This is a genomic window from Lewinella sp. W8 (assembly GCF_004375085.3).
In the GTDB taxonomy this organism is placed as follows: domain Bacteria; phylum Bacteroidota; class Bacteroidia; order Chitinophagales; family Saprospiraceae; genus Neolewinella.
Window position 1 is genome coordinate 78,908 of sequence record NZ_SNAQ03000009.1, and the last position, 20,364, is coordinate 99,271.

Sequence of the window (20,364 nt, forward strand, 5' to 3'; positions counted from 1 at the left end):
GGAAAAACCGTGAAAGCCCCATAAATACTGGCTTTCTTGAGCCGTTGGCTAAATATAATTCGTTGAAAATCTATGCAGGGCTCCGTTGAAAAAAATCCGCTTATTTTAATTTATCGATCCCTGAATAAGTCGGAAAGCCGACGCCTGGGCAAGTGGCTGGACAGCCCGGCCCATAACCAGCGAGACGACGTCAAAGCGCTACACGCCTATCTGACTGGGGGCGAAGACCGCCTGGAAAAGGCCAGTGCACTGGGAAAAGAACGCATTTATCGACGACTTTTCCCGGGAACGACCTACGATGACGCCCGCCTGCGCCAAACTTTCCATTGGGCCCTCAAAGCTACGGAAGGTTTTTTAGCTTACGAACAATGGAGCAGTAAAGAAATTGATGCCCAGCTGTCATTAATCGCCGCCCTGCGCCAAAGAAACCTCTCCTCTCCCCTCCAGCGGAGCCTCAAAAAGGCGGAACGGATGCAGGAAACCACCCAGATTCGTAACGAAGACTTCTACCGCAGCCAGTACCGGCTCGAGCTGGAACTGGACGAATACCGGGTCTACCACAAACTGAACGAAGACCCCAACTTCCAACAGATCGCCAACAACCTGGACGTGGCCTACCTGATCGAGAAACTGAAGGTAGGCTGCAATATGCTCTATCAGACCCGGGTGTTTCGTACCCAGTTCGACCTGCGGTTCCTCGACGAAGTGGTCAGCTACGTCGAACAATATGACCTGGATCAGTATCCGGCCCTCGCCATCTATTATTACGTCTACCGCGGATTGACGGGACAAGCCGAAGAAGAAGGGAGTATTTCGCGCCTACGGTCACTCATCCTGGAGCACGGCGGACTGCTGAAGTCAAACGGCCGCCGCTACGTCTTTCTGATGGCCATTAACATTTGCATCTCCCACATGAACCGCGGCCGGGAGCCCTACACCCGGGAGGCCTTCGAATTCTACCGCCTCGGTTTTGCCGAAGGCATCATTTCCGAAGACGGCAAGCTCACCCGGGAAACCTACCTCAACGTCGTCAGCATCGCCCTCAAGCTCAAGGAATTCGACTGGGCCGAACACTTCATCCGCGAACAGGCCAGTGCCCTGGAAGCCGACATCCGGGAAAACACCCAGCGCTTTGCACAGGCCCGCCTGGGATACGAGCAAAAGGATTTCGACACCACGATGCGCCTACTCGTCCAGGTCGACTTCCGTCACCCGGTCTACAACCTGTTGGCCAAAACCATGCTCCTCAAAATCTACTACGAACTGGATGAGTTTGACGCTCTGGACAGCCTCCTCGACAGCATGACCACCTACATCCGCCGGAAAAAACTCTCGGACCTCCACCGCGATCACTTCGGTAACGCCGTCCGCCTGGTCCGTCAACTCAGCCGGATCAACACCCGCGACGAAAAGAAAATCATGGCGCTGCGGACAAGAATAGAAACCACCAGTCCGCTGGCCGAAAAGAAGTGGATGCTCGAACAACTCGCCCTGCAAACGGCCTGATCTCCGTGTCTCCATCCCCGCTCGGCCGACCAGTCAGCTCGTGCCTCGCGCCTGGGCGGACGAGCTCTTCTCCCTCTTCTTTCTTCTCCTTCAGCCTAAATCCTGAATCCTCAATCCTGAATCCTAATTCCTTAAGCCTATCCATTGCACCTGCGCGCCGCGCCCGCTTTTCCTTCGGCGGCCACCGGTGACGATTACGCCTGATCCGGAAGCACCAGCAGGGGCGCATCGCTGGTGAACACGAAATCGCTGACCGTACTGCGGTTGAGCAATTTGGCGAAAAAGCCATGATTGCGGAAGACCATCGTTAACAGGTTCGCCTTCTGGCTCTCCATCGCCCGGCCGATGCCAGCGGCCACCGAGCCGTCTCCGATGCTGATCTGGAAACGGTAGGGGACCGACATCAGGTAATTCTCCAGGTTCTCATCGTAGGTACTCTTCCCCTCCTCATTGGCTTCGTGGAAGACGATAACCTCCGAGCCGAAGGCTTCGGCCAGCTGCACCAGCGGTTCCACCAATTCGGGACGAATGGGTTTATCGTCGGCGGCCAGCAAAATTCGTTTCGGGGGCACGTACTGGGCCGCCTGCGGGATGATGAGCAGCGGCACGGTTGATTTCTCCAGGGTAGCGTTGGCCACGCTTCCCGTAAAAAACTCCTTGGCCGTGGAGGACCCCTTGGTGCCCATCACAATCAGCTCGTAGTCCTTGGCCAGGGCAATCCGCGGCAACACGACGTCCGGGTCACCGTCAATGGTCCGGACTTCCACCCGGGCGCCGTTGATCAGTTTGGGCTGAATGCGCTCCACTACCCTTTCCATCACCTCCCGCGCTTCGTCGCGCATGTGTTCCTTGAGGCTTACCAGGGAACCAGCCCCACTGGAATAGGGCTCATCAAGGGCGGATACCAGGGTGAGCAAACTGCCAAACTGATTGGCCAGTTCCACGGCATAGTCAACCGCATTACCCGCGGCTTCAGAATTATCGGTGGCTACTAGAATCTTTTGCATGGGCTTTCTTGATAAAACAATTTTCGTGACGGTGGGGTTGGGCGATCAATTATCGGGTCTCCTTGCCCGCATTACATCTCCATGGCTTACCTTTGGTGGTGAGTATACGGAAGTCTTACCAAATTCCGTTTGCTCCGGGGAATCAGGTCCAGACGGACCGGGCATCCCGGTAGTGACCAACAGGTCCAGGTTAATAAGCAATCGCTTCCCTCAGGAAGCCTTGAATATAACATAGGTCCGGCGGGCTTTTTGGGCCCACCCACCATTCCTTCGCGTCTTTTGCCACTTATTTTGGCGAGGTCGCAGGTGCCGGGTACCGCCCGGGGAGCCAGGCCATGATGGCTGCTACCGACTTCGTCCGATCCGATCGGGCCAGTATCCTCCGAGGACTACTGAGTACCGCATCGATGAATTTCGACCAACTTATTCACCAGCCTCCGGGCCTTCACCAGTTGCGACGCATGGCGGCGGCAGACCGCCTGCCCCACGCCAATTTGCTGCTGTCCGCTCCCGGCACCGGCGGCCTGCCGGCCGCCCTGGCCATCGCCAACCTGCTGCTCTGCGAAAATCGTCAGGGTGAGGGAGGCGACACGGCCTGTGGCAGTTGTCGGGCGTGCCGCAAAACCAAAGGGTACGTCCATCCCGATTTTCATTTCGCCTTCCCGACCGTAGGCAGCAAAATGACCAGTGACCCCTTCCTGCCCCAGTGGCGGGAAGCGCTCCAGGAGCGCCCCTACCTGGAAGCCAACGACTGGCTGCAGCGGATCGGCGCGGAGAACAAGCAGGGCAACATCACCCGGGAAGCCTGCGCCAACATCATCAAGAAACTCAACCTGAAAATTTTCGAGGGCCGCTACAAGATCATGCTGATCTGGCTGCCCGAGTACCTGGGCAACGAGGGTAACCGGCTGCTGAAGATGATCGAGGAGCCCCCGGAAAACACCGTCTTCTTTCTGGTTGCCGAACGGTCCGAACTGATTCTGAACACCATCCTCAGCCGCTGTCAGCTGACCAAGCTAAGTCCGCCCACCGACGAGGAGATCGTCGCCGGCCTCGGCCAGGTCGGCATTGATCCAGCGGCGGCGGCGGCCGCCGCCCGGCTGGCCGATGGCAACTTCAACGTGGCCCGGGCCCTGGCCGATGGAGACAGCGTCAACCACGGCGAGCGCTTCCTGGCCTGGATGCGGGTGTGCTTTCAGGGCAGTGCGGCCAAACTGACCGACTGGACCGACGACTTTGCAAAACTCGGCCGGGAAAACCAGAAGCATTTTTTGCGCTACGCCCTTCACTTCTGGCGGGAGTTTCTCCTCCTCAGCGTTACCGACAACGCCGCCGGGCGGGTACGCCTACCGGAAAATGAACTGGCCAGTGCACGAAAAATGCTGCCCCTCGTATCTCACGAACAACTCGCGGACATCAGCGAAATCCTCAGCGAATGCATGGAGCACGTCGAACGCAACGCCAATCCCAGAATTCTTTTCCTCGACGCCGGTATTCGCCTTCACCAAATATTCCGCCAACCCAGACCCGCCGTCGGGACCGGATCGGCGTAAACCATATAATGCAGTAAACTATGGGATGTAAATCCTGCGGAACAGGAACGGACGAAAACGGAGTGCCCCGCGGCTGCGGCAGCAAGGGCGCCTGTGGCACCGGCTCCTGCAATAAAATGAGCACCTACGACTGGCTGGCGGATCTCGGCATCGACGATCCCTACGCCACCAACATTGTGGAAGTCAGCTTCAAGGATGGTGCCTCCAAAGACTTCTTTCACGCCCCCCGGGAACTTCAGGTATTCACCGGAGATAACGTCGCCGTTGAAGCCAAAAACGGCTACAACATTGGCCGGATCACCCTCAGTGGAGAACTCGTCCGGTTGCAGATGAAAAAGAAAAGGGTCAAGGAAAGCAAGGTCACCGACTCCGTCCTCCGGCGGGCCAACCAGCGCGACATGGAAAAACTCGCCGCGGCCCGGGAGCTGGAGAAGGAAACGCTGGTCCGCGCGCGGGCCATCGCCCGGTCTTCTCACCTGAACATGAAGATTTCCGACGTCGAATACCAGGGCGACTGCCGCAAAGCGACCATTTACTACACCAGCGACGAGCGGATTGATTTCCGGGAGCTGGTGCGCCAGTATTCCCATCAGTTCCGGGTGAAAATTGAAATGCGGCAGATCGGCCCGCGGGTCGAGTCGGCCCGCCTCGGCGGCATCGGCAGCTGTGGGCGAGAGCTCTGCTGCTCCACCTGGCTGAGTGACTTCAAACCCGTCAACACCGCCGCGGCTCGCTACCAGAACATCGCCATCAACCAAACCAAACTCTCCGGGCAGTGCGGCCGCCTGAAGTGCTGCCTGAACTACGAGTTGGACACCTACATGGAAGCCATGGAGGCCTTCCCGAAAAAGGCGGACAAGCTGCGCACGGAGGCCGGACTGGGCATCCTGATCAAGACCGACATCTTCAAGGGCATCATGTACTACACCTACAAGGAAAACCGGGGGGCGCTGTTCCCGATTCCGGTGGCCAAAGTACACGACATCATCGCCCTCAACAAAGCCGGCCAGAAACCGGAGAGCCTCAAGGCCTTCCAGCTTTACGAAGAGGAGACCGAAGAAATCTTCGGCTACGAAGACGTCACCGGAGCCGTGGAACTTCCCGCCGAGAAGCGGAGTAAGCGCCGCCGAAAGAAGAAATCCGGCCGGAGGCCCTCCGGCAAATCGGGGAATAAACCCTCTGCGGGCAAGACCCCCGAAGCCAAAACCACGGGCAGCGAGGGAGGTTCCCCGGCAAAACGGAGCCGCCGCCGCCCCAAAAAGAAATCCGCCAATCAGGGAGGAGAAGCTTCCGCTAACGGACAAAACACCGGCCGTAAGTCGCGCAAATCCCGCCGCGGACGGCGGAAAAAATCCGGCGGACAAGGAGACAAGAAGGACTAACCTTTCCTCCGTCTGAGCTGTTTACCCAATGCATCCAACGACAACTGACAACTGATTTTTCCTATGCAATATGACGTAACCGTTATCGGTAGTGGCCCCGGAGGCTACGTTGCCGCCATCCGTGCCGCCCAACTGGGGCTGAAAACGGCCATCGTGGAACGGTACAACAGCCTCGGAGGCACCTGCCTGAACGTCGGCTGTATTCCTTCGAAAGCCCTGCTCGACAGTTCGGAGCACTACCACGCCGCTCACGAAAAATTTGCGGAACACGGCATCAAGATTAGCAATCTCGGGGTAGACATGCCCCAGATGATCAAGCGGAAAAATGAGGTCGTGGATCAGACCGTCAAGGGCGTACAGTTCCTGATGAAGAAGAACAAAATCGACGTCTTCTACGGTCACGGCACCTTCACCAGTCCCACGGAACTCCACGTGGCCATGAACGAAGGCGAAGATCAAACGATCAGCAGCGACAAGTTCATCATCGCTACGGGGTCGAAGCCCATCACCCCGGACTTCATGAACTACGACAAAAATCGGGTCATCACCAGTACCGAAGCCCTCAACATCGACAAGGTACCCAAGCGGATGGTCATTGTCGGTGGCGGCGTGATCGGCCTTGAGCTGGGTAGTGTATACGCCCGACTGGGCACGGAAGTGGAGGTCGTCGAGTTCCAGGACCGGATCATTCCCACGATGGACAAGGACTGCTCTAAAGAACTGATGCGGGCCCTGAAGAAGACCGGCGTCAAGTTTCACCTGAAGCACAAGGTGACCGACGTGAAGGGGTTAAAAACCAAAGTGAAGGTCTCCGTGGAAAAGCGTGACGGTGGCGAGGGTTTTGAGATCGACGCCGACTACTGTCTCATCGCCATCGGCCGACGGCCCTACACCAACAATCTTGGCCTGGACAAGGCCGGCGTTGCGCTCGACGACCGGGGTCGGGTAATCGTGGATGATCACCTGCGGACCAACGTGCCCAACATCTACGCCATCGGTGACGTCATCCGGGGTGCGATGCTGGCCCACAAGGCCGAAGAGGAAGGGGTTTTCGTAGCCGAAACCATTGCCGGACAGCGCCCCCACGTAGACTACAACCTCATTCCCGGGGTGGTGTACACCTGGCCGGAAGTCGCGGCCGTGGGGCAGACCGAAGAGCAGATCAAGGAGGCCGGCATTCCCTACAAAGTGGGTAAGTTCCCCTTCAAGGCCCTCGGCCGTGCTCGCGCCAGTACCGACACCGAAGGCATGGTCAAGGTGATCAGCCACGCCGACACCGACGAAATCCTGGGCGTCCATATGGTGGGCCCCCGCACGGCGGACATGATTGCCGAAGCCGTTGCTCTGATGGAGTTCCGCGCCAGCGCCGAAGACGCTGCCCGCATGAGCCACGCCCACCCCACCTACACCGAGGCATTCAAGGAAGCGGCCCTGGCCGCGACGGGAGACCGGGCACTGCACGTCTAAACCTTATGCATTTCCGTGAGATTTCATTAGCGATTCCTGCGGAATCGCGGCCGTTCAGTGGGGCAAACAGTAGCGGCAAGGCATGTGTTGGTTAGCACAAAGTTGTAACCCATGTAGTGGCGTTGAGTTACGACTGTATATTGCATTGTACTCTGTGTCCCATGAAGTATTTCCTTTGCTACCTTCAGGTGTGTCGGATCGTCAGTGAACCGTAGCCATTAGTCTAATGAGTTAATCACCTATTCTGAATTATTCCTCTTGAGGAAATTAGCAAATAATTGAGGTTAAATGGTGTTTCCTTTCCCCGAAAGGAAACCGAATCAGACTGGGACAACTAAAGGACCTTCCGCAAAAGAATGTGACAAATCGATCTTGTCTAATCTTATTTTCTTTGCTGGTGTGGTCGCCTTTCGGGGAAAGGCGACACCAAGATTTTCCAAAGGGTGGGTGATTTCGACCTTCAGATGATCATACCTATCAAGACGCCCGGAACCTAAAAATTTAGACTACAATATTACTGGACGCAATTTAGCCTCTAGAAGGTGTATAACTCTAGGCCATCCCATACATGCCTTGCCGCTACTAGAAAATTCAAGGGATTAAAGGCCAAATGATTAATTCACGGAACAGCCTATGTCTAAATTCTTTACCCGAAGGATCGCCCTGAAATCGGCTATCCTGCAGTTCGCAGGGATGGCCGATTTTCGTTTTTCCTTAACGCCACGAAGTAATTGCGGTCTGCAGATTTACGCTATCTTTCGACCAGCAATTCATTCACCAACCCAGAGGTTGAAGGCAACCTGCTTGTCCTCAAAATCTCCAACAATCAATGATTTTGAGCCCCTGCGAGGGTTCCTGGCCTTAGCCTCACCTTTTCCAAACACCCTTTCATGCGTAAATCCCTATGCTTTTTCGCCCTGCTGTGCCTCACCACTGCGGGCCTATCCGCCCAGTCCTTCGGTCTGCGGGCCGGCGTTAACTTCACCAACGTCAACGTAAGCGCCGAAGGAATATCCATTTCCTTTGACAGCGAGACCAACCTGATGGCCGGCGTATTCCTTGATCTGCCCGTTGGGCAGAGCGGCAAATTCATGCTTTCGCCGGAATTGAGTTACGTCGGTCGCGGCTACGGAATCAGTATTGACTTTTTCGGCACCAATACGGACCAAAGCGTTACCGTAAACTACGTAGACCTCGGATTCCTCGCCAAGTACATGCTGCTCGACAACGGTTCCGTGGGTCTCTACGCTGCGGCCGGCCCCGTACTCGGCTACGCCCTCGGTGGCGAGGTAGACACCGACGGCATGGTCGAAGACATTGAATTCTCCGAAGAAGATGGGTTCAACCGGACCTCCCTTCAACTGGCCCTGGCCGGTGGACTGACCTTCGGCCAGAAGTTCTTCGCCGAGGTGCGCTACATGAGGGGCCTCAACTCCCTCAACGATGAAAGTGCCGATGATGAGGGCACCATCCGGTGGACGTCCTTCGGCGTAAACGCCGGCGTGCGGCTTCCTCTCGGCGGGAATTAAGGCCCTTTACCCTGAGAGCATTCTACCCATGAGTCATCCCGAATTTTGAGCCCACGTTAATGGGAAGCTAATTGATGGCCATGCTAAATCCGTAGAGCGGTACTGAGTTGCCTCGGTACCGCTCTAGTTATTTTTGAATACACCGTGACGAGTGACCAGCGATAACTGAAGGTCTTCGGTAGCGACAAGGTATGTATGGCGGAAGAAGGATTGTCAGCTTCCCTACTACGACCTCTCCCCTCCCGCGACTCCCCCACGCCATTGATTCAGTAGCGCCGGATTTATCCGGCGAAAGGTTCTCGTTCAAACCAGATGCCGTCGCTACAGCAATCATTCTACACTTCGCAGAAAGTGAGGCGGATTTCCCGCTTCGGAAGGACCGGGTGTGGTCACCTTTCGGAGAAAGTCGACACCAGGAAAATTCGGGATAAATCTAATTTATTTTTCACTCATCGCCCGCCTTCTCCAGGACCACCTTCAGCGGGCGGTGGTCGGAATAGCCCTCGCTCAGCCGCTCTATCGACCGCACGGAGAGGCTGGTGTCCGCCAGGACGAAGTCGATCCGGAGGCCGGGTAGTGGGCCGGTGAAGGTGGTCCCCAGGCCGAAGCCCCGCTCGACCCAGGCGTCCTGCAGTCGGGGCGTCCGGATGCGCTGGTAGGTATAGGAGGAGGGTACGTCGTTGAAGTCGCCGGCTACGATTACCGGATGGGGGCTTTCCTCCACGTAGGCCAGAATTTCCGCCGCCTGCCGGGCCCGGGTGCGGGCTGCGTTTCCGTAGCTTCGAAACATGGCCTGAAGCCGGTTGGCCCCGGCTTCGATGGTACTGTCCTGCCGCAACTCCCCGGCCATCCGGGTAATGCGGTTAGACTGCAAATGGACGTTGATGACCCGGAGCTTCCCGACCGGCGTCCGGTGATCGGTTACCGTAAAGCCGTTGTAGCCCTCAAAGTGAATAGCGACGGTTTCCATGGGATGGTTCCCGAAGGTGGCCAGTGTTTTTTCCTGGGGGTGCAGGCGGCTGGCGTAGTCGCCCGCCACCTTCACGGCCTCCGAGCGGGAAGCAGCGCCCCGTGGCCGACCGGCCTCCTGCAGCAGCAGCAGGTCTGCCCCGAAGGCTTCAATACTGTTCCGGACGGTACTTTCCGGCAGCGACTTCCAGGCATCATCTTTGAACCCCCGCACGTTGGCCGTCACGACCGTCAGGGATTCAGCGTCTGCGGAGGGTTCTGCTGCTCCGCCGAGCGCGACGGCAAAGAGTTTGGAAAGGGTGGGCAGGGCAATGATCATCACCAGGCCGGGCAGGGCCGCCGCCGCCCAGCGGCGGCGATAAAGCTGGTAGGCCAGGAAAAGCCCCGTGACGAGCAGCAGACCCGGCAGCAGCAGGGCCACAATCGCCGGCGGCCAGATGATGTCCGGAGAAACGTAACGGGCCAATAAGCCGAAGCCCGTCAGCAACGCTAAGGCGTAACCGATCCATCGTCCTAATCGCCGCAACACGGTCCTTAATTTCGGTTTGATGCCCGGAAGAGGAAGTCCTTTTCTTCCTTGGATAGCGAGTTGTACCCCCGGTCCTTGATCTTGTCCAGAATGGCGTCCAGCTGCTCCTGGTGGCTGGCCTCGGGCTTACCGCCGTCGTCGGATTTTCCGGAGCCGGATTTCTTGCCGCCCGCCTTGCGCATGAAGGAGGGACGGGAGGACTTCTCGGCGGTTTCCTTGACCGATTTACCGCTGCGGTAGGCCGCCCGCGGACCGGGCTGATGTTCTTTGCTGGGCTCCAATAAGTTGCGGTACTTCATCTGCACCCACTCGATGGCCTTCGCTACCGGGTCGGTCAGGTCCGTTCCCCGCTTGAGGTAAAAGGCAAACAGGAAGCCCATCACGATACCCCCGAGGTGATCAAAGGTGCCGCCGATGTTGTTCAGGGAACCCAGACCGATGATTTGGGCCACCACGGCAAAAAAGACGATGTACTTCAGCCGGATAGTACCGAGGAAAAGCAGGCGAATGCCGTATTCGGGGGCGAAGAGCCCCGCCGCCACCAGGATACAGAACACCGAACCGCTGGCCCCGAGGGCGTAGTTGGTCGCGTCGCTGATGTCGATCAGGTTATAGGCCAGGAAGTAGGCCACGAAGCCCGCCAGTCCGCCGAGGATGTACAGGGGAAGCACGCGCCGGTCGCCGAGCAGGTCGCCAAAAATGCGGCCAAACCAGAACAGGTAGAGCATGTTCCAGAGCAGGTGCCAGAAGCCCTCGTGCATGAACATGTGGGTGATCAGCGCCCAGGGGTGGGTCAGGTTATGCCACCAGCTGCTGGAGATCATGAAGAACTCGATGATGTCCTGGTACAGGCTGGGCGTGTTCCAACCGTTGAAGATGCGCAGGAACACCCAGGCCAGGTTAATGACCAGGAACACGGCTACGTTGACGATGATGATCTTGTTGATCATATTGCCATAGTCAAATTCCCGGCGAATGTCGTCCCAGATGGATTGTAGCATAGTCTGACGGAAGTGCGCACTTCTAAAAACAAAATAAAAAAGAATAGTTGTATGCGGTGGTCGGGATTTTTGTCCGATGGGGGGCTTAGATCGCTAAACCTACCAAGGACATGCCGAAAAGTAGGCTTAAGCAGCGTGGCCTGCGGCAGGTGCCGGGGTCCGCAGTAAGGTGCCGAGTAAACGGGAAGCAACGCTGCCCAGTGCACGTTGGCAACGACGCTTCCTACCCGGAGTCATGGCCCAACCCACCAGGCTGGCACCCGCCCGCCGGGCCCCAAATCCCCCGCATATCCGGAGGACAACCTCAGGCTACTCCCGCGGCACCCCTTCGTCCCAGCGGCGTACGCCCGGGGGCATACTCGTCCGCTTCCAGTAAAAGGCCAGCAAACCGCCGACGATGGCTCCCCCCAGGTGGGCGAAGTGCGCCAGTGGATCCCAGGCTGGCTGCACGATGCCGAGGACCAGCTCAATGACCAGCAGCACGGGCACGAAGTAGCGCGCCTTGAAGGGAATGGGGAGGAAAATGAGGGCCAGCTTGAAGTCCGGGTAGAAGATCGCGAAGGCCGCCACGATGCCGTAGATGGCCCCCGAAGCCCCCACTACGGGAATGTCCGGCAGGTAATTGATGTACTCTTGCATCGCCGAAGCGCCCTGGGCCACGGTAAATTCAAGGTTCTTGTTCATGGCCAAATCGCCCTGCAGCTGCTCTACGATAGAGGACAAGGTTTCCCCATTATCCAGGCGCAGCGCTTCCACCGGAACCTTCTCAAAGAAGGCATTAAAATTTTGCAGGCTGGGGTCAACCCGGAAGGCCTCCAGCATGGCCTCGAACTGACTGATCTCAAAACTGGCGTATCCGAGGTGGAGCGAAAAGGCCCCCACCGCCGCCAGGGCGTACAGGATCAGAAAGCGTTGCGGCCCGAAGCGGGCCTCCAGGATGGGTCCGAACATCACCAGCCCGAACATATTGAAGAAGATGTGCGTCAGTCCGCCGTGCATGAACACGTGGGACACGAGCTGGATGGGCTCAAACAGATCACTCTTGGGGTGGTGGAGGGCCAGGTAGCTGTACCAGCTGTTGGGGTCATAAATCTGACCGCCGATGAAGTACATCAGGGCAAAGACCACAACATTGATGATGAGCAGGCTCCGAACAATCGGGGTTAAGGGAGGCATAAGCTGGATGGATTAGCGCCGGTTCTCGTGGAAAAAATGCGTTCCGGTCCGGGCCATTTCACCGGCGACCATTGCCGGCCGTTCCGGACCTTACCCAACGCTTAGAGCTTGTTTGGACTTTAGTAATCGACCTCCATTTGGCCTTTTTTGGTACTAGCTGCGTTGGGAAAATCCTCATTTAGCGCTGCTAAACTCCGGCTTTCCCGCCTTGCTACTACCAAAAAATTCTCAAATTCGGCCAGACGACCAAAATCCAAATAAGCTCTTAGCTTTCAAAACGACGCGCCACTTCGTCTAGTTCATACTCAACGAAACACTTCCGACCATTGGGCGCCAGTCGGGGCTGTTCACAGGCAAACAATCGATCAATGAGGCTGCGCATTTCGGCCTCGCCGAGTGATTGTCCCGGCCGGATGGCGCCGCTGCGCGCCAGGGCGCGCGCCAGTCGGGTGTGGCCGTCGCTCTCCATGTCCACGTTTTGCTTGAACTGCTCGAGCAGTTGCTCCAGCAGCTCCTTTTCGTTGTTTTCCTCCGCCAGCTCGGCCGGCACCCCCCGGACGATGAAGGAATTGCCCCCAAAGGCTTCGATGTCGAAGCCCAGCGACTGCAGATCCGGCAGGATCGTCATCATCATGTCGGCGTCGGCGTGGGGCAGTTCTAAGGTTTGGGGAAAGAGGGATTGCTGACTCGCAGCGGGTGTATTACGGAGGTTGTTCAGGAAACCTTCGAAGAGGATGCGCTGGTGGGCGGCCTGCTGGTCGATCAGCAGCCAGCCGCTCTTGATGGAGGAAACGATGTAGCGCCGGTGCAGCTGAAAGGGAGCGCGGTCCACCTTTTCCATCGGGGTTTCGTCCGCCTCCTGGCTCATACGGCTAGGAAGCAGTTCTCCTTCGTCGGTGGCGTCAACGGAGAAATCGAGTTCCGGTGGTGCATCACCCGTGGCCGGTCCCTCCACGCTTCCCAGACCTTCGTACAGTTTCTGCCAGTTGCGCAGGTTGCGGGCGTGACGGCTGGCCTCGTCGGCGCTCATGCCGGTGGCGGCCGAATTGCCGCCACTACTGGCCCGGTAATCGGGGTTCATCTTACTGGGCAGAGCCTCCCCCTCGTCCACCGCCTGGGGCGCCGACCGGATGCTGGTCCGGGAGGGGGAGAAGAAATTGTCCGCCTCGAAGTCGATCGAGGGCATGATGCTGGCCCGGCCCAGGCCGTGCCGGATCGTGGCCTTCAGGTAGTTGTAGATGATCCGCTCGTTGTCAAACTTGATCTCCTGTTTGGTGGGGTGAACGTTGACGTCGATCCTTCCCGGATCGATGTCCAGGTAAATGCAGTAGAACGGATAGGTGTCCTTGGGTAGTAGTTCATCGTAGGCGTTGACCACCGCGTGGTGCAGGTAGCTGCTCTTGATGAAGCGGTTGTTGATAAAAAAGAACTGCCCCACCCGCGACTTGCGGGCCGCTTCGGGCTTACCGACGAAGCCCGATATGGCGAGCACGTCCGTATCCTCCTCAATGGGCACGAGGAGGGTATCGTATTTTTTGCCGAAGACCTGCACGATGCGCTGCCGGAGTTTGCCGGCGGGGAGGGAGAGGTCCAGTCGGTCGTTGACGTACAGATCGAAGCGAATTTCGGAATTGGCCAGCGCGATGCGGGTAAATTCATCCCTGATGTGCCGCAACTCCACCGAATCGCTCTTCAGGAACTGCCGGCGGGCCGGTACGTTGAAGAACAGGTTACGGACGGCAATGCTGGTGCCCGGTGGCGTGGCGATGGGCTCCTGCACCTTGATTTCACTGCCCTCCACCAGCAGGCGGGTGCCGAGCTCGTCGGGTGCCCGACGGGTTTTCATCTCCAACTGGGCGACGGCCACGATGCTGGCCAGGGCTTCCCCGCGGAATCCCATCGTCCGGAGATTGAAGAGGTCATCGGCCGTCCTTAGCTTACTGGTCGCGTGGCGCTCCAGGGACATCCGGGCGTCCGTCTCCGACATTCCACAACCATCGTCCACTACCTGAATCAGGGTCTTTCCACTGTCCTTGATGATCAGGTCAATCCGGGATGCTCCGGAATCGACGGCATTTTCCACCAGTTCTTTCACCACACTGGCGGGCCGCTGGATTACTTCACCGGCGGCAATCTGATTGGCAATGGCATCGGGGAGAAGATGGACGAGATTGTCCGACATATTCAAGTTGGTGTATCAGCTCGTGAGTGCGCCAAAATACGGATTCCGTCGGGGAATACAAGTCGGCTGCCCGGCGGAGACGCCTGGTCTACTCCGGCGTTTCGCTGGTGCCCATCATGATGGACAGGTCCGGGAAATATACCATCAGGGCGAAATAGGTCAGGGCGGCCAGGACGATGAGCACGAGGAAGAGGTTGCGGTTTGACTGCCGCACCCGGCGGTTACGGTAGGTTCCGGCGGCCTCGCCGCCAGCGCCCTTGCGGAAACCGCCGCTCAGGCGGGCCTTCATGGCCTCCACCCCACCCGACTGAAGCGTCTCAATGCGCTTGCGGCGTTCCTCGGCTTCCTCCTTTTTGGGGTCCCAGTAGCGGGGCTTGTAGTTGAAGCGTTGGTGAGAAGGTGGTTTGAAAAGACGAAGAAAACCCATGGTGAATCTGCACTTTTAGAGTATTAACGACGGAAGGTATCAGAAAGATGCGCAAGACGGGAGGCATGGTGGGCCAGGCAACCCTTATTCAGGACCGGGCGATCACCGCAGGTGCAGTGAATCGGAATCCTCGTGCTTTGCCGGGATGCAATGTAATGGAATCCTCGCGCTCTCTGCCCGCTCGGCCGGCCAGTCAGCTCGTTCCTCGCGCCTGGGCGGACGAGCTTACGTCAACCTATTTTTTAACGTCCTCAGACTTCTTCCCACCTCTCTTGCCTCTTCAATACTTCGGCAACCTTCTGCAATCCACATCTTTTCAGTAGCGCCGGCTTTATCCGGCGAATGCCTAATTCAACGGCTAAAGCCCTCGCTACTGGGATAGATTGAGGTTTTCGGAAAGGATATGCCCGCTTGACCGACCAATAGCTCGTTCTGACTCAGTCTGCGGAGAAGGTGTCCTTACGGGATCAGCTCGACGTGGAACGTCTCGACCAGTTCATGCCCGCTCGGCCGGCCAGTCAGCTCGTTCCTCGCGCCTGGGCGGACGAGCTTACGTCAACCTATTTTTTAACGTCCTCAGACTTCTTCCCCTTCTTATCCTTTTTTACCGCTTCCGTAGCCTCCAGTAATTCCTGGGTGGCTTTCTTCAGCTCGGCTACATTGGCATCGGCTTCTTCCTCGGACTTCTCCTCCGCCTTTGGCGCAGCTTTTTTGCGGCTACTGCCCCGACGGCTCCGCTTCCGCGGAGCCTTGGCGGCTTCCTCCTTGGCTTCGGCCTTGGCCTTTTCTTCCACCACGGCCGCCGCTTCGGCGGCGGCCTCGGCGTCTACTTCGGCGGCGGGCTCCTTATCCGGGAAGGGTTCCTTGCCGAAGGTGAGTTTGTCCTTATCGGCGTCGACGTAGATGGTGTCACCGGCCACGAAGTTACCGGCGATCAGGTCCTTGCTGAGTTCGTCGGCCAGGTCGGCCTGTAACACCCGCTTCATCGGGCGGGCACCAAATTGCGGGTCGTAGCCCCGCTCGGCCAACCAGTCCAGGGCACGGTCGCTGATCTTGATGACCATCCCCTGGCGAGCCAGCATCTTCTCCGTCTTGCGCAGCAACAGACGGGCGATCTTTTTGATCTCCGCCCGCGTCAGTGGCAGGAACATGATGCGCTCGTCAATACGGTTGAGGAATTCCGGCCGGAGGTTATCCTTTAAGGTGTCAAAAACTTCCTCTTTGGTGGTGTTGATGATGTCGGCGTGATGCTCCTCCTCGACGTTGGCGAGATCTTCAAAATTTTCCAGGATCGTATCGGCTCCCATATTGGAAGTCATGATGATGATGGTATTCTTGAAGTTGGCTACCCGTCCGCGGTTGTCGGTCAGTCGGCCATCATCGAGCACCTGCAACAGGATGTTGAAGGTATCCGGGTGCGCTTTTTCGATTTCGTCCAGCAGCACGATGGAATAGGGCCGCTGGCGCACCGCTTCGGTGAGCTGTCCGCCCTCGTCGTAGCCCACGTATCCCGGAGGGGCGCCCACCAGTCGGCTGACCGTGTGTCGCTCCTGATATTCGCTCATGTCGATGCGGGTGATGGCCCGCTCGTCGTTGAAGAGTACTTCGGCCAGCGCCTTGGCCAGCTCCGTTTTACCGACTCCGGTGGGGCCCAGGAAGATGAAGGAACCGATGGGACGGTTTTCGTCCTGCAGCCCGGCGCGGCTGCGCCGCACGGCGTCGGAGACCGCCGTTACGGCTTCGTGCTGACCGATCAGGCGCTTGTGTAGTTCATCCTCCAGCTTGAGCAGTTTCTCCCGCTCACTCTGCAGCATCCGTTGCACGGGAATTCCCGTCCAGCGGCCGACTACCTCGGCGATGTCGTTGGCCGTCACCTCTTCGTTGGTGAAGCGCTTTTCGTCGGGCAGTTCTTCCAGTTCCTTTTCGGCCGCTTCGATCTTCTTCTGCAGATCCGCCAGCTGTCCGTAACGGATTTTGGCCACCGTTTCGAAATCGCTGTTGCGCTCGGCCTTTTCTGCCTCCAGCTCCAACTCTTCCACCTGTTTTTTCAGGTTCTGGCTGTTGTCCACCAGTTCTTTCTCGTTGCGCCACCGCGCGCGCAGACTATCCCGTTTCTCGCGGGCATTGGCGATCTGTTCTTCGATCACCTTGAGTTTGGGGGCGCTGTTCTCACGTTTGATGGCCTCCCGCTCGATTTCCAGCTGGCGTACCTTCCGGTCCGCTTCGTCAATTTCTTCGGGGACCGAATCCAGTTCCAGGCGCAAGCGAGCGGCCGCTTCGTCCATCAGGTCGATGGCCTTGTCCGGAAGGAACCGATCACTGACGTAGCGGTTACTCAATTCCGCCGCCGCCACGAGGGCTTCGTCCAGAATCTCGATTTTATGGTACACCTCGTAGCGTTCCTGCAGGCCGCGCAGGATGGAGATGGTGTCTTCTACGCTGGGCTCCTCGATCCGCACGGTCTGGAAACGACGAACCAAGGCCTTGTCCTTTTCGAAGTACTTCTGGTATTCGTCCAGAGTGGTGGCCCCGATGGTCCGCAGGTCTCCCCGCGCCAGGGCGGGCTTGAGGATGTTGGCCGCATCCATGGCACCGTTGCCGCCTCCGGCACCGATGAGGGTGTGAATCTCGTCCACGAAGAGGATGTAGCGACCGTTGCTGTTGGTTACTTCCTTGATGATGCCCTTGAGGCGTTCCTCGAAGTCCCCCTTGTATTTGGCACCGGCGAGCATGCCGGCAATGTCGAGCACGAAAATGCGCTTTTCCTTCAGGCTCTCGGGAACGTCTCCCTTCACGATCCGGTGGGCAATACCCTCCACGATGGCCGTTTTACCCACGCCGGGTTCCCCGATGAGGAGGGGGTTGTTTTTCTTGCGGCGACTGAGAATCTGGAGCAGTCGGCGAATTTCTTCATCCCGCCCGACGATGGGGTCCAGCTTACCGTTTTCGGCCCGCTCGTTGAGGTTGATGGTAAATTTCTCGAGCAGGTTATACGTGTTATCATCTCCCGGATCGGAGACGGTCTTTCCTTTGCGCAGTTCCTGAATGGCGCCGCGGATGCCGTCGTTGGTCGCTCCGAGTTCCTTCATGATGCGGGCCCCCTTGTCGCTGGCGCCCTGGATAATGCCCAGCAGCATGAGCTCAATACTGATGTACTGATCTCCGAAGTCCTTCAACATCTTCTTGGCGCGGGCCAGGGCGCGGTTGGCGTCGTTGGTCAGGTACTGCTTCTGGTTCCCCTTCACTTTGGGGTAATCCATGATGACCTCCTTGAGCTCCCGGCGCACCGCGCCGGTGTCTACGCCAACCTTTTTAAAGATAAAGTCCGCCACACTTTCGTCCACGGTAATGATTCCCGCCAGGAGGTGGGGCGTATCCACCTGTTGCTGATCCATTTCCTTGGCGATTTTCTGCGCCTGAATGATGGCTTCCTGGGCTTTGGTCGTAAAATTCTCGTACGTCATATTTCAGTTGGTAGGATGGAATCCTGATCGGTAGGGGTCGCTGCGGCGTCGTGAACCGGGGTCCTAACGCCCATTTTTCAACGAAACGCGGTGAAGATAGGCTACTCGAAGCGCAACTTAAAGTGAACCCGGACGGGCTTTTCCCCTTTAACGACATTCCAGGAGGATGTTTCGACGAGCGTTCGCCCGACGTACTCCATGGTTGCCGAATCGGGGCGGCCACGGAAGCGAAAATCCGTGAGGCTACCGTCCAGATTAACCAGAAAGCTCACTTTCACCTTACCGCTGGGGAGCCCCTCCGGCCGGTTGGCTTCGATGCGCTTGCGGAGATCTCCGTAACCTTCTTCCGGTCGGGCGTAACCCGGACTCTTATCAATCTCGATTTTCGTCGCCGCGGCATCCTGCGCCCAATCGTGGCCGCTCTCCCGTTCTTCCGGCGACATACTCACCTGAAGGTCCTGCCCCGCCTCGGGAACTTCCAGGTCCTCGTCTTCGTAATCGGGGTGAGAAATCATCAGGCGGGAGATTGTCTGATCGATCTGAATCTGAAAGGACCCGTTGGAGTCCGAACGCTCCCCGAGCGGCAGCCCCGGAATCCGGACCAGGGCATTCTGGATGGGGGCACCGTTCACCGTCGTCACCCGACCACGGAGATACTCCGCCTCCGGAGCATTACCCGCAGCTTCCGGTGCGGACTGCCGTCGCCTCATGGCAGTAGGTTCCATCTTCTCCCGGTCCGTGGCGGTTGCTTCGGCGGAAGGCGTCACCCCGGGAAGCGCATCTTCAACCGCTGGTGGTTCGGCCTCCGCGTATTCTTCTTCCGTGGCGAGCTCTTCCACGGGGGCCGGCGGTGGCGGCGGCGGTGGCGGAGTGGAGGCCACAACGGGTGGAACCACCGCGGGTTCCGTTCGGTCAGCCGCTAAGGACTCCTCCATCAGGTCGTCTTCCGGATCAGGACGATTGACGGAACCGACGGCTTCGGAGGTGGGGGCAGGGGACTGCAGGTCCCGTGTTTGCGGGATTGGAGCCGGCTCCTCGGGAGCAGCTTCGTCCAGCAGGGCGGGTTCGGGGACAGTTGTTGCCGGGGCATCGGGGGCCGGGGCGGATTCCATGGCCATGGAGTCTCCCGCCGCATCGAAGGCCGTGGGTAACCAGAAGGCGGCAACCCCCAGGAGCAGAAGCAAACCGGCCGCAATGGACCAGCGCTGCCAGTTGATCTTCCGCACCCTGGCTCCCGTCGGTGGCGCCTGTTGTTGTCCGGCACCCGCCAACATTCGCTGCACGCGCAGCGCGTGATCTTCCTCGGGAAACATCCGCAGCCCCTCCATGGCTTCGGCCAGAGCGGGATCTTTCCGGGCACGCCGTTCCAGTTCCGCCTCCTCCGGAGCGGTGATCGCGCCGCTCAGGTAGCGGCGCAGGAGGTGATCGGTACGGTGATTAGCGGCAGACACTTTACGGTTCTTTTGGCTGCCCTTCCAGGCAGATTTTCAGGTTTCGGCGGCCGTTCTGCAGATGAGAACGTACGCGCCCCACACTTAGATTCATTTTTTCGGCAATACTTTGGTAGGACTCCCCCTCCTGAAGGTAAAACAGTTGCACGCAGCGACGCTGTTCTTCCTTCAATTGCTTCAGACAATGGTATAAGGGCCGGGGGTCCGGCGGTTCTGATGACGTTGATTCACTACTTAGATGAAGTAAATGGTCGGATTGCATAAGGTCATCACCGGATTGCTCCACCGGGCTGCGTTTTTCCCGGCGGAGCTGCATCAGGCAATGGTTCCTGACCGTGGTCTGTAGCCACGACCGGAAGTTGGTAATCTCGTGCCGGGGAAGTTTCTCCATCAGGACACCCCAAATTTCCATGCCCGCGTCCTCCGCCCGCTGGGGGGCACTCAGGTAACGAAGACACAGGGCGTAAATCAGCTCCGCGTGCCGGGTGTAGAGCGGCAACAAGTCTTCGCCCGTACCGGTTTCCCGGAACCGTTGCAGCAGCTCGGCATCCGTCAGTTCTTCCGTTTCCACCTTATTACGCAAAGAGCGAAGCATACCTTCGCAAGATAAGTGCTTGTCTGGACTTTGGTAGCCGGCCTCTATCTGGCATTTGCCACGCTCGCCAGCTGGTTTAGACTCGGTAAAATTCCCGACAAATCAGTGGAGGCAGTAGCGTGGGAT

The 20,364-nt window shown here is 58.1% G+C and carries 14 protein-coding genes; 5 read left to right on the forward strand and 9 right to left on the reverse strand.

Going from position 1 to position 20,364, the window contains the following annotated elements; all coding sequences use genetic code 11:
- Positions 1 to 72 precede the first annotated feature (72 nt).
- On the forward strand, positions 73 to 1,506 hold the full coding sequence (locus E1J53_RS11670; protein ID WP_134273129.1) for a hypothetical protein: 1,434 nt from the start codon (positions 73 to 75) through the stop codon (positions 1,504 to 1,506).
- Between the two features lie 194 nt (positions 1,507 to 1,700).
- On the opposite strand, the gene E1J53_RS11675 is transcribed toward E1J53_RS11670, so the two are convergent.
- Positions 1,701 to 2,513, reverse strand: coding sequence for a universal stress protein (locus E1J53_RS11675; protein WP_134273130.1), 813 nt, complete (start codon positions 2,511 to 2,513; stop codon positions 1,701 to 1,703).
- A gap of 407 nt (positions 2,514 to 2,920) precedes the next feature.
- On the opposite strand from E1J53_RS11675, the gene E1J53_RS11680 reads away from it, so the two are divergent.
- The 4 genes from E1J53_RS11680 (at position 2,921) to E1J53_RS11695 (ending at position 8,444) form a co-directional block, all read left to right on the forward strand.
- Positions 2,921 to 4,066: a hypothetical protein gene (locus E1J53_RS11680; protein WP_134273131.1), complete on the forward strand. Its 1,146-nt coding sequence runs from the start codon at positions 2,921 to 2,923 to the stop codon at positions 4,064 to 4,066.
- Between the two features lie 20 nt (positions 4,067 to 4,086).
- Positions 4,087 to 5,448, forward strand: a complete 1,362-nt coding sequence (locus tag E1J53_RS11685) for a regulatory iron-sulfur-containing complex subunit RicT (RefSeq protein WP_134273132.1) — start codon at positions 4,087 to 4,089, stop codon at positions 5,446 to 5,448.
- 63 nt (positions 5,449 to 5,511) lie between these two features.
- Positions 5,512 to 6,915, forward strand: coding sequence for a dihydrolipoyl dehydrogenase (gene lpdA / locus E1J53_RS11690; RefSeq protein WP_134273133.1), 1,404 nt, complete (start codon positions 5,512 to 5,514; stop codon positions 6,913 to 6,915).
- 890 nt (positions 6,916 to 7,805) lie between these two features.
- Positions 7,806 to 8,444, forward strand: a complete 639-nt coding sequence (locus E1J53_RS11695) for a porin family protein (RefSeq protein WP_134273134.1) — start codon at positions 7,806 to 7,808, stop codon at positions 8,442 to 8,444.
- 445 nt (positions 8,445 to 8,889) lie between these two features.
- Here the strand turns inward: E1J53_RS11695 and E1J53_RS11700 are convergent, their stop codons facing one another.
- From E1J53_RS11700 to E1J53_RS11735, 8 genes are all read right to left on the reverse strand, one after another.
- Positions 8,890 to 9,942, reverse strand: a complete 1,053-nt coding sequence (locus tag E1J53_RS11700) for an endonuclease/exonuclease/phosphatase family protein (protein ID WP_134273135.1) — start codon at positions 9,940 to 9,942, stop codon at positions 8,890 to 8,892.
- Between the two features lie 5 nt (positions 9,943 to 9,947).
- On the reverse strand, positions 9,948 to 10,943 hold the full coding sequence (locus E1J53_RS11705) for a rhomboid family intramembrane serine protease (protein ID WP_134273136.1): 996 nt from the start codon (positions 10,941 to 10,943) through the stop codon (positions 9,948 to 9,950).
- Between the two features lie 309 nt (positions 10,944 to 11,252).
- The gene (locus E1J53_RS11710; RefSeq protein ID WP_134273137.1) at positions 11,253 to 12,119 is read right to left on the reverse strand and encodes a rhomboid family intramembrane serine protease; all 867 of its coding nucleotides are present in this window, start codon (positions 12,117 to 12,119) and stop codon (positions 11,253 to 11,255) included.
- 265 nt (positions 12,120 to 12,384) lie between these two features.
- Complete coding sequence (gene mutL, locus E1J53_RS11715) at positions 12,385 to 14,301, reverse strand: DNA mismatch repair endonuclease MutL (protein ID WP_134273138.1); 1,917 nt, start codon at positions 14,299 to 14,301, stop codon at positions 12,385 to 12,387.
- 88 nt (positions 14,302 to 14,389) lie between these two features.
- Entirely contained in the window at positions 14,390 to 14,728 is a 339-nt protein-coding gene (locus E1J53_RS11720) for a hypothetical protein (protein ID WP_134273139.1), read from the reverse strand.
- A 560-nt stretch (positions 14,729 to 15,288) separates the two neighbouring features.
- Positions 15,289 to 18,192 (reverse strand): ATP-dependent chaperone ClpB, encoded by a 2,904-nt coding sequence (gene clpB / locus E1J53_RS11725; RefSeq protein WP_134273140.1) that lies wholly within the window; start codon positions 18,190 to 18,192, stop codon positions 15,289 to 15,291.
- A gap of 101 nt (positions 18,193 to 18,293) precedes the next feature.
- Complete coding sequence (locus E1J53_RS11730; protein ID WP_134273141.1) at positions 18,294 to 19,643, reverse strand: hypothetical protein; 1,350 nt, start codon at positions 19,641 to 19,643, stop codon at positions 18,294 to 18,296.
- 1 nt (position 19,644) lies between these two features.
- Positions 19,645 to 20,238, reverse strand: coding sequence for an RNA polymerase sigma factor (locus E1J53_RS11735; RefSeq protein ID WP_134273142.1), 594 nt, complete (start codon positions 20,236 to 20,238; stop codon positions 19,645 to 19,647).
- Positions 20,239 to 20,364: the final 126 nt, after the last annotated feature.

Bases quoted from the DNA above. Each gene is read 5' to 3' on its own strand.
- E1J53_RS11670 (WP_134273129.1), top strand. From the start codon at position 73: ATGCAGGGCTCCGTTGAAAAAAATCCGCTTATTTTAATTTATCGATCC.
- E1J53_RS11675 (WP_134273130.1), bottom strand. From the start codon at position 2,513: ATGCAAAAGATTCTAGTAGCCACCGATAATTCTGAAGCCGCGGGTAAT.
- E1J53_RS11680 (WP_134273131.1), top strand. From the start codon at position 2,921: ATGAATTTCGACCAACTTATTCACCAGCCTCCGGGCCTTCACCAGTTG.
- E1J53_RS11685 (WP_134273132.1), top strand. From the start codon at position 4,087: ATGGGATGTAAATCCTGCGGAACAGGAACGGACGAAAACGGAGTGCCC.
- lpdA (WP_134273133.1), top strand. From the start codon at position 5,512: ATGCAATATGACGTAACCGTTATCGGTAGTGGCCCCGGAGGCTACGTT.
- E1J53_RS11695 (WP_134273134.1), top strand. From the start codon at position 7,806: ATGCGTAAATCCCTATGCTTTTTCGCCCTGCTGTGCCTCACCACTGCG.
- E1J53_RS11705 (WP_134273136.1), bottom strand. From the start codon at position 10,943: ATGCTACAATCCATCTGGGACGACATTCGCCGGGAATTTGACTATGGC.
- E1J53_RS11710 (WP_134273137.1), bottom strand. From the start codon at position 12,119: ATGCCTCCCTTAACCCCGATTGTTCGGAGCCTGCTCATCATCAATGTT.
- mutL (WP_134273138.1), bottom strand. From the start codon at position 14,301: ATGTCGGACAATCTCGTCCATCTTCTCCCCGATGCCATTGCCAATCAG.
- E1J53_RS11720 (WP_134273139.1), bottom strand. From the start codon at position 14,728: ATGGGTTTTCTTCGTCTTTTCAAACCACCTTCTCACCAACGCTTCAAC.
- clpB (WP_134273140.1), bottom strand. From the start codon at position 18,192: ATGACGTACGAGAATTTTACGACCAAAGCCCAGGAAGCCATCATTCAG.
- E1J53_RS11735 (WP_134273142.1), bottom strand. From the start codon at position 20,238: ATGCTTCGCTCTTTGCGTAATAAGGTGGAAACGGAAGAACTGACGGAT.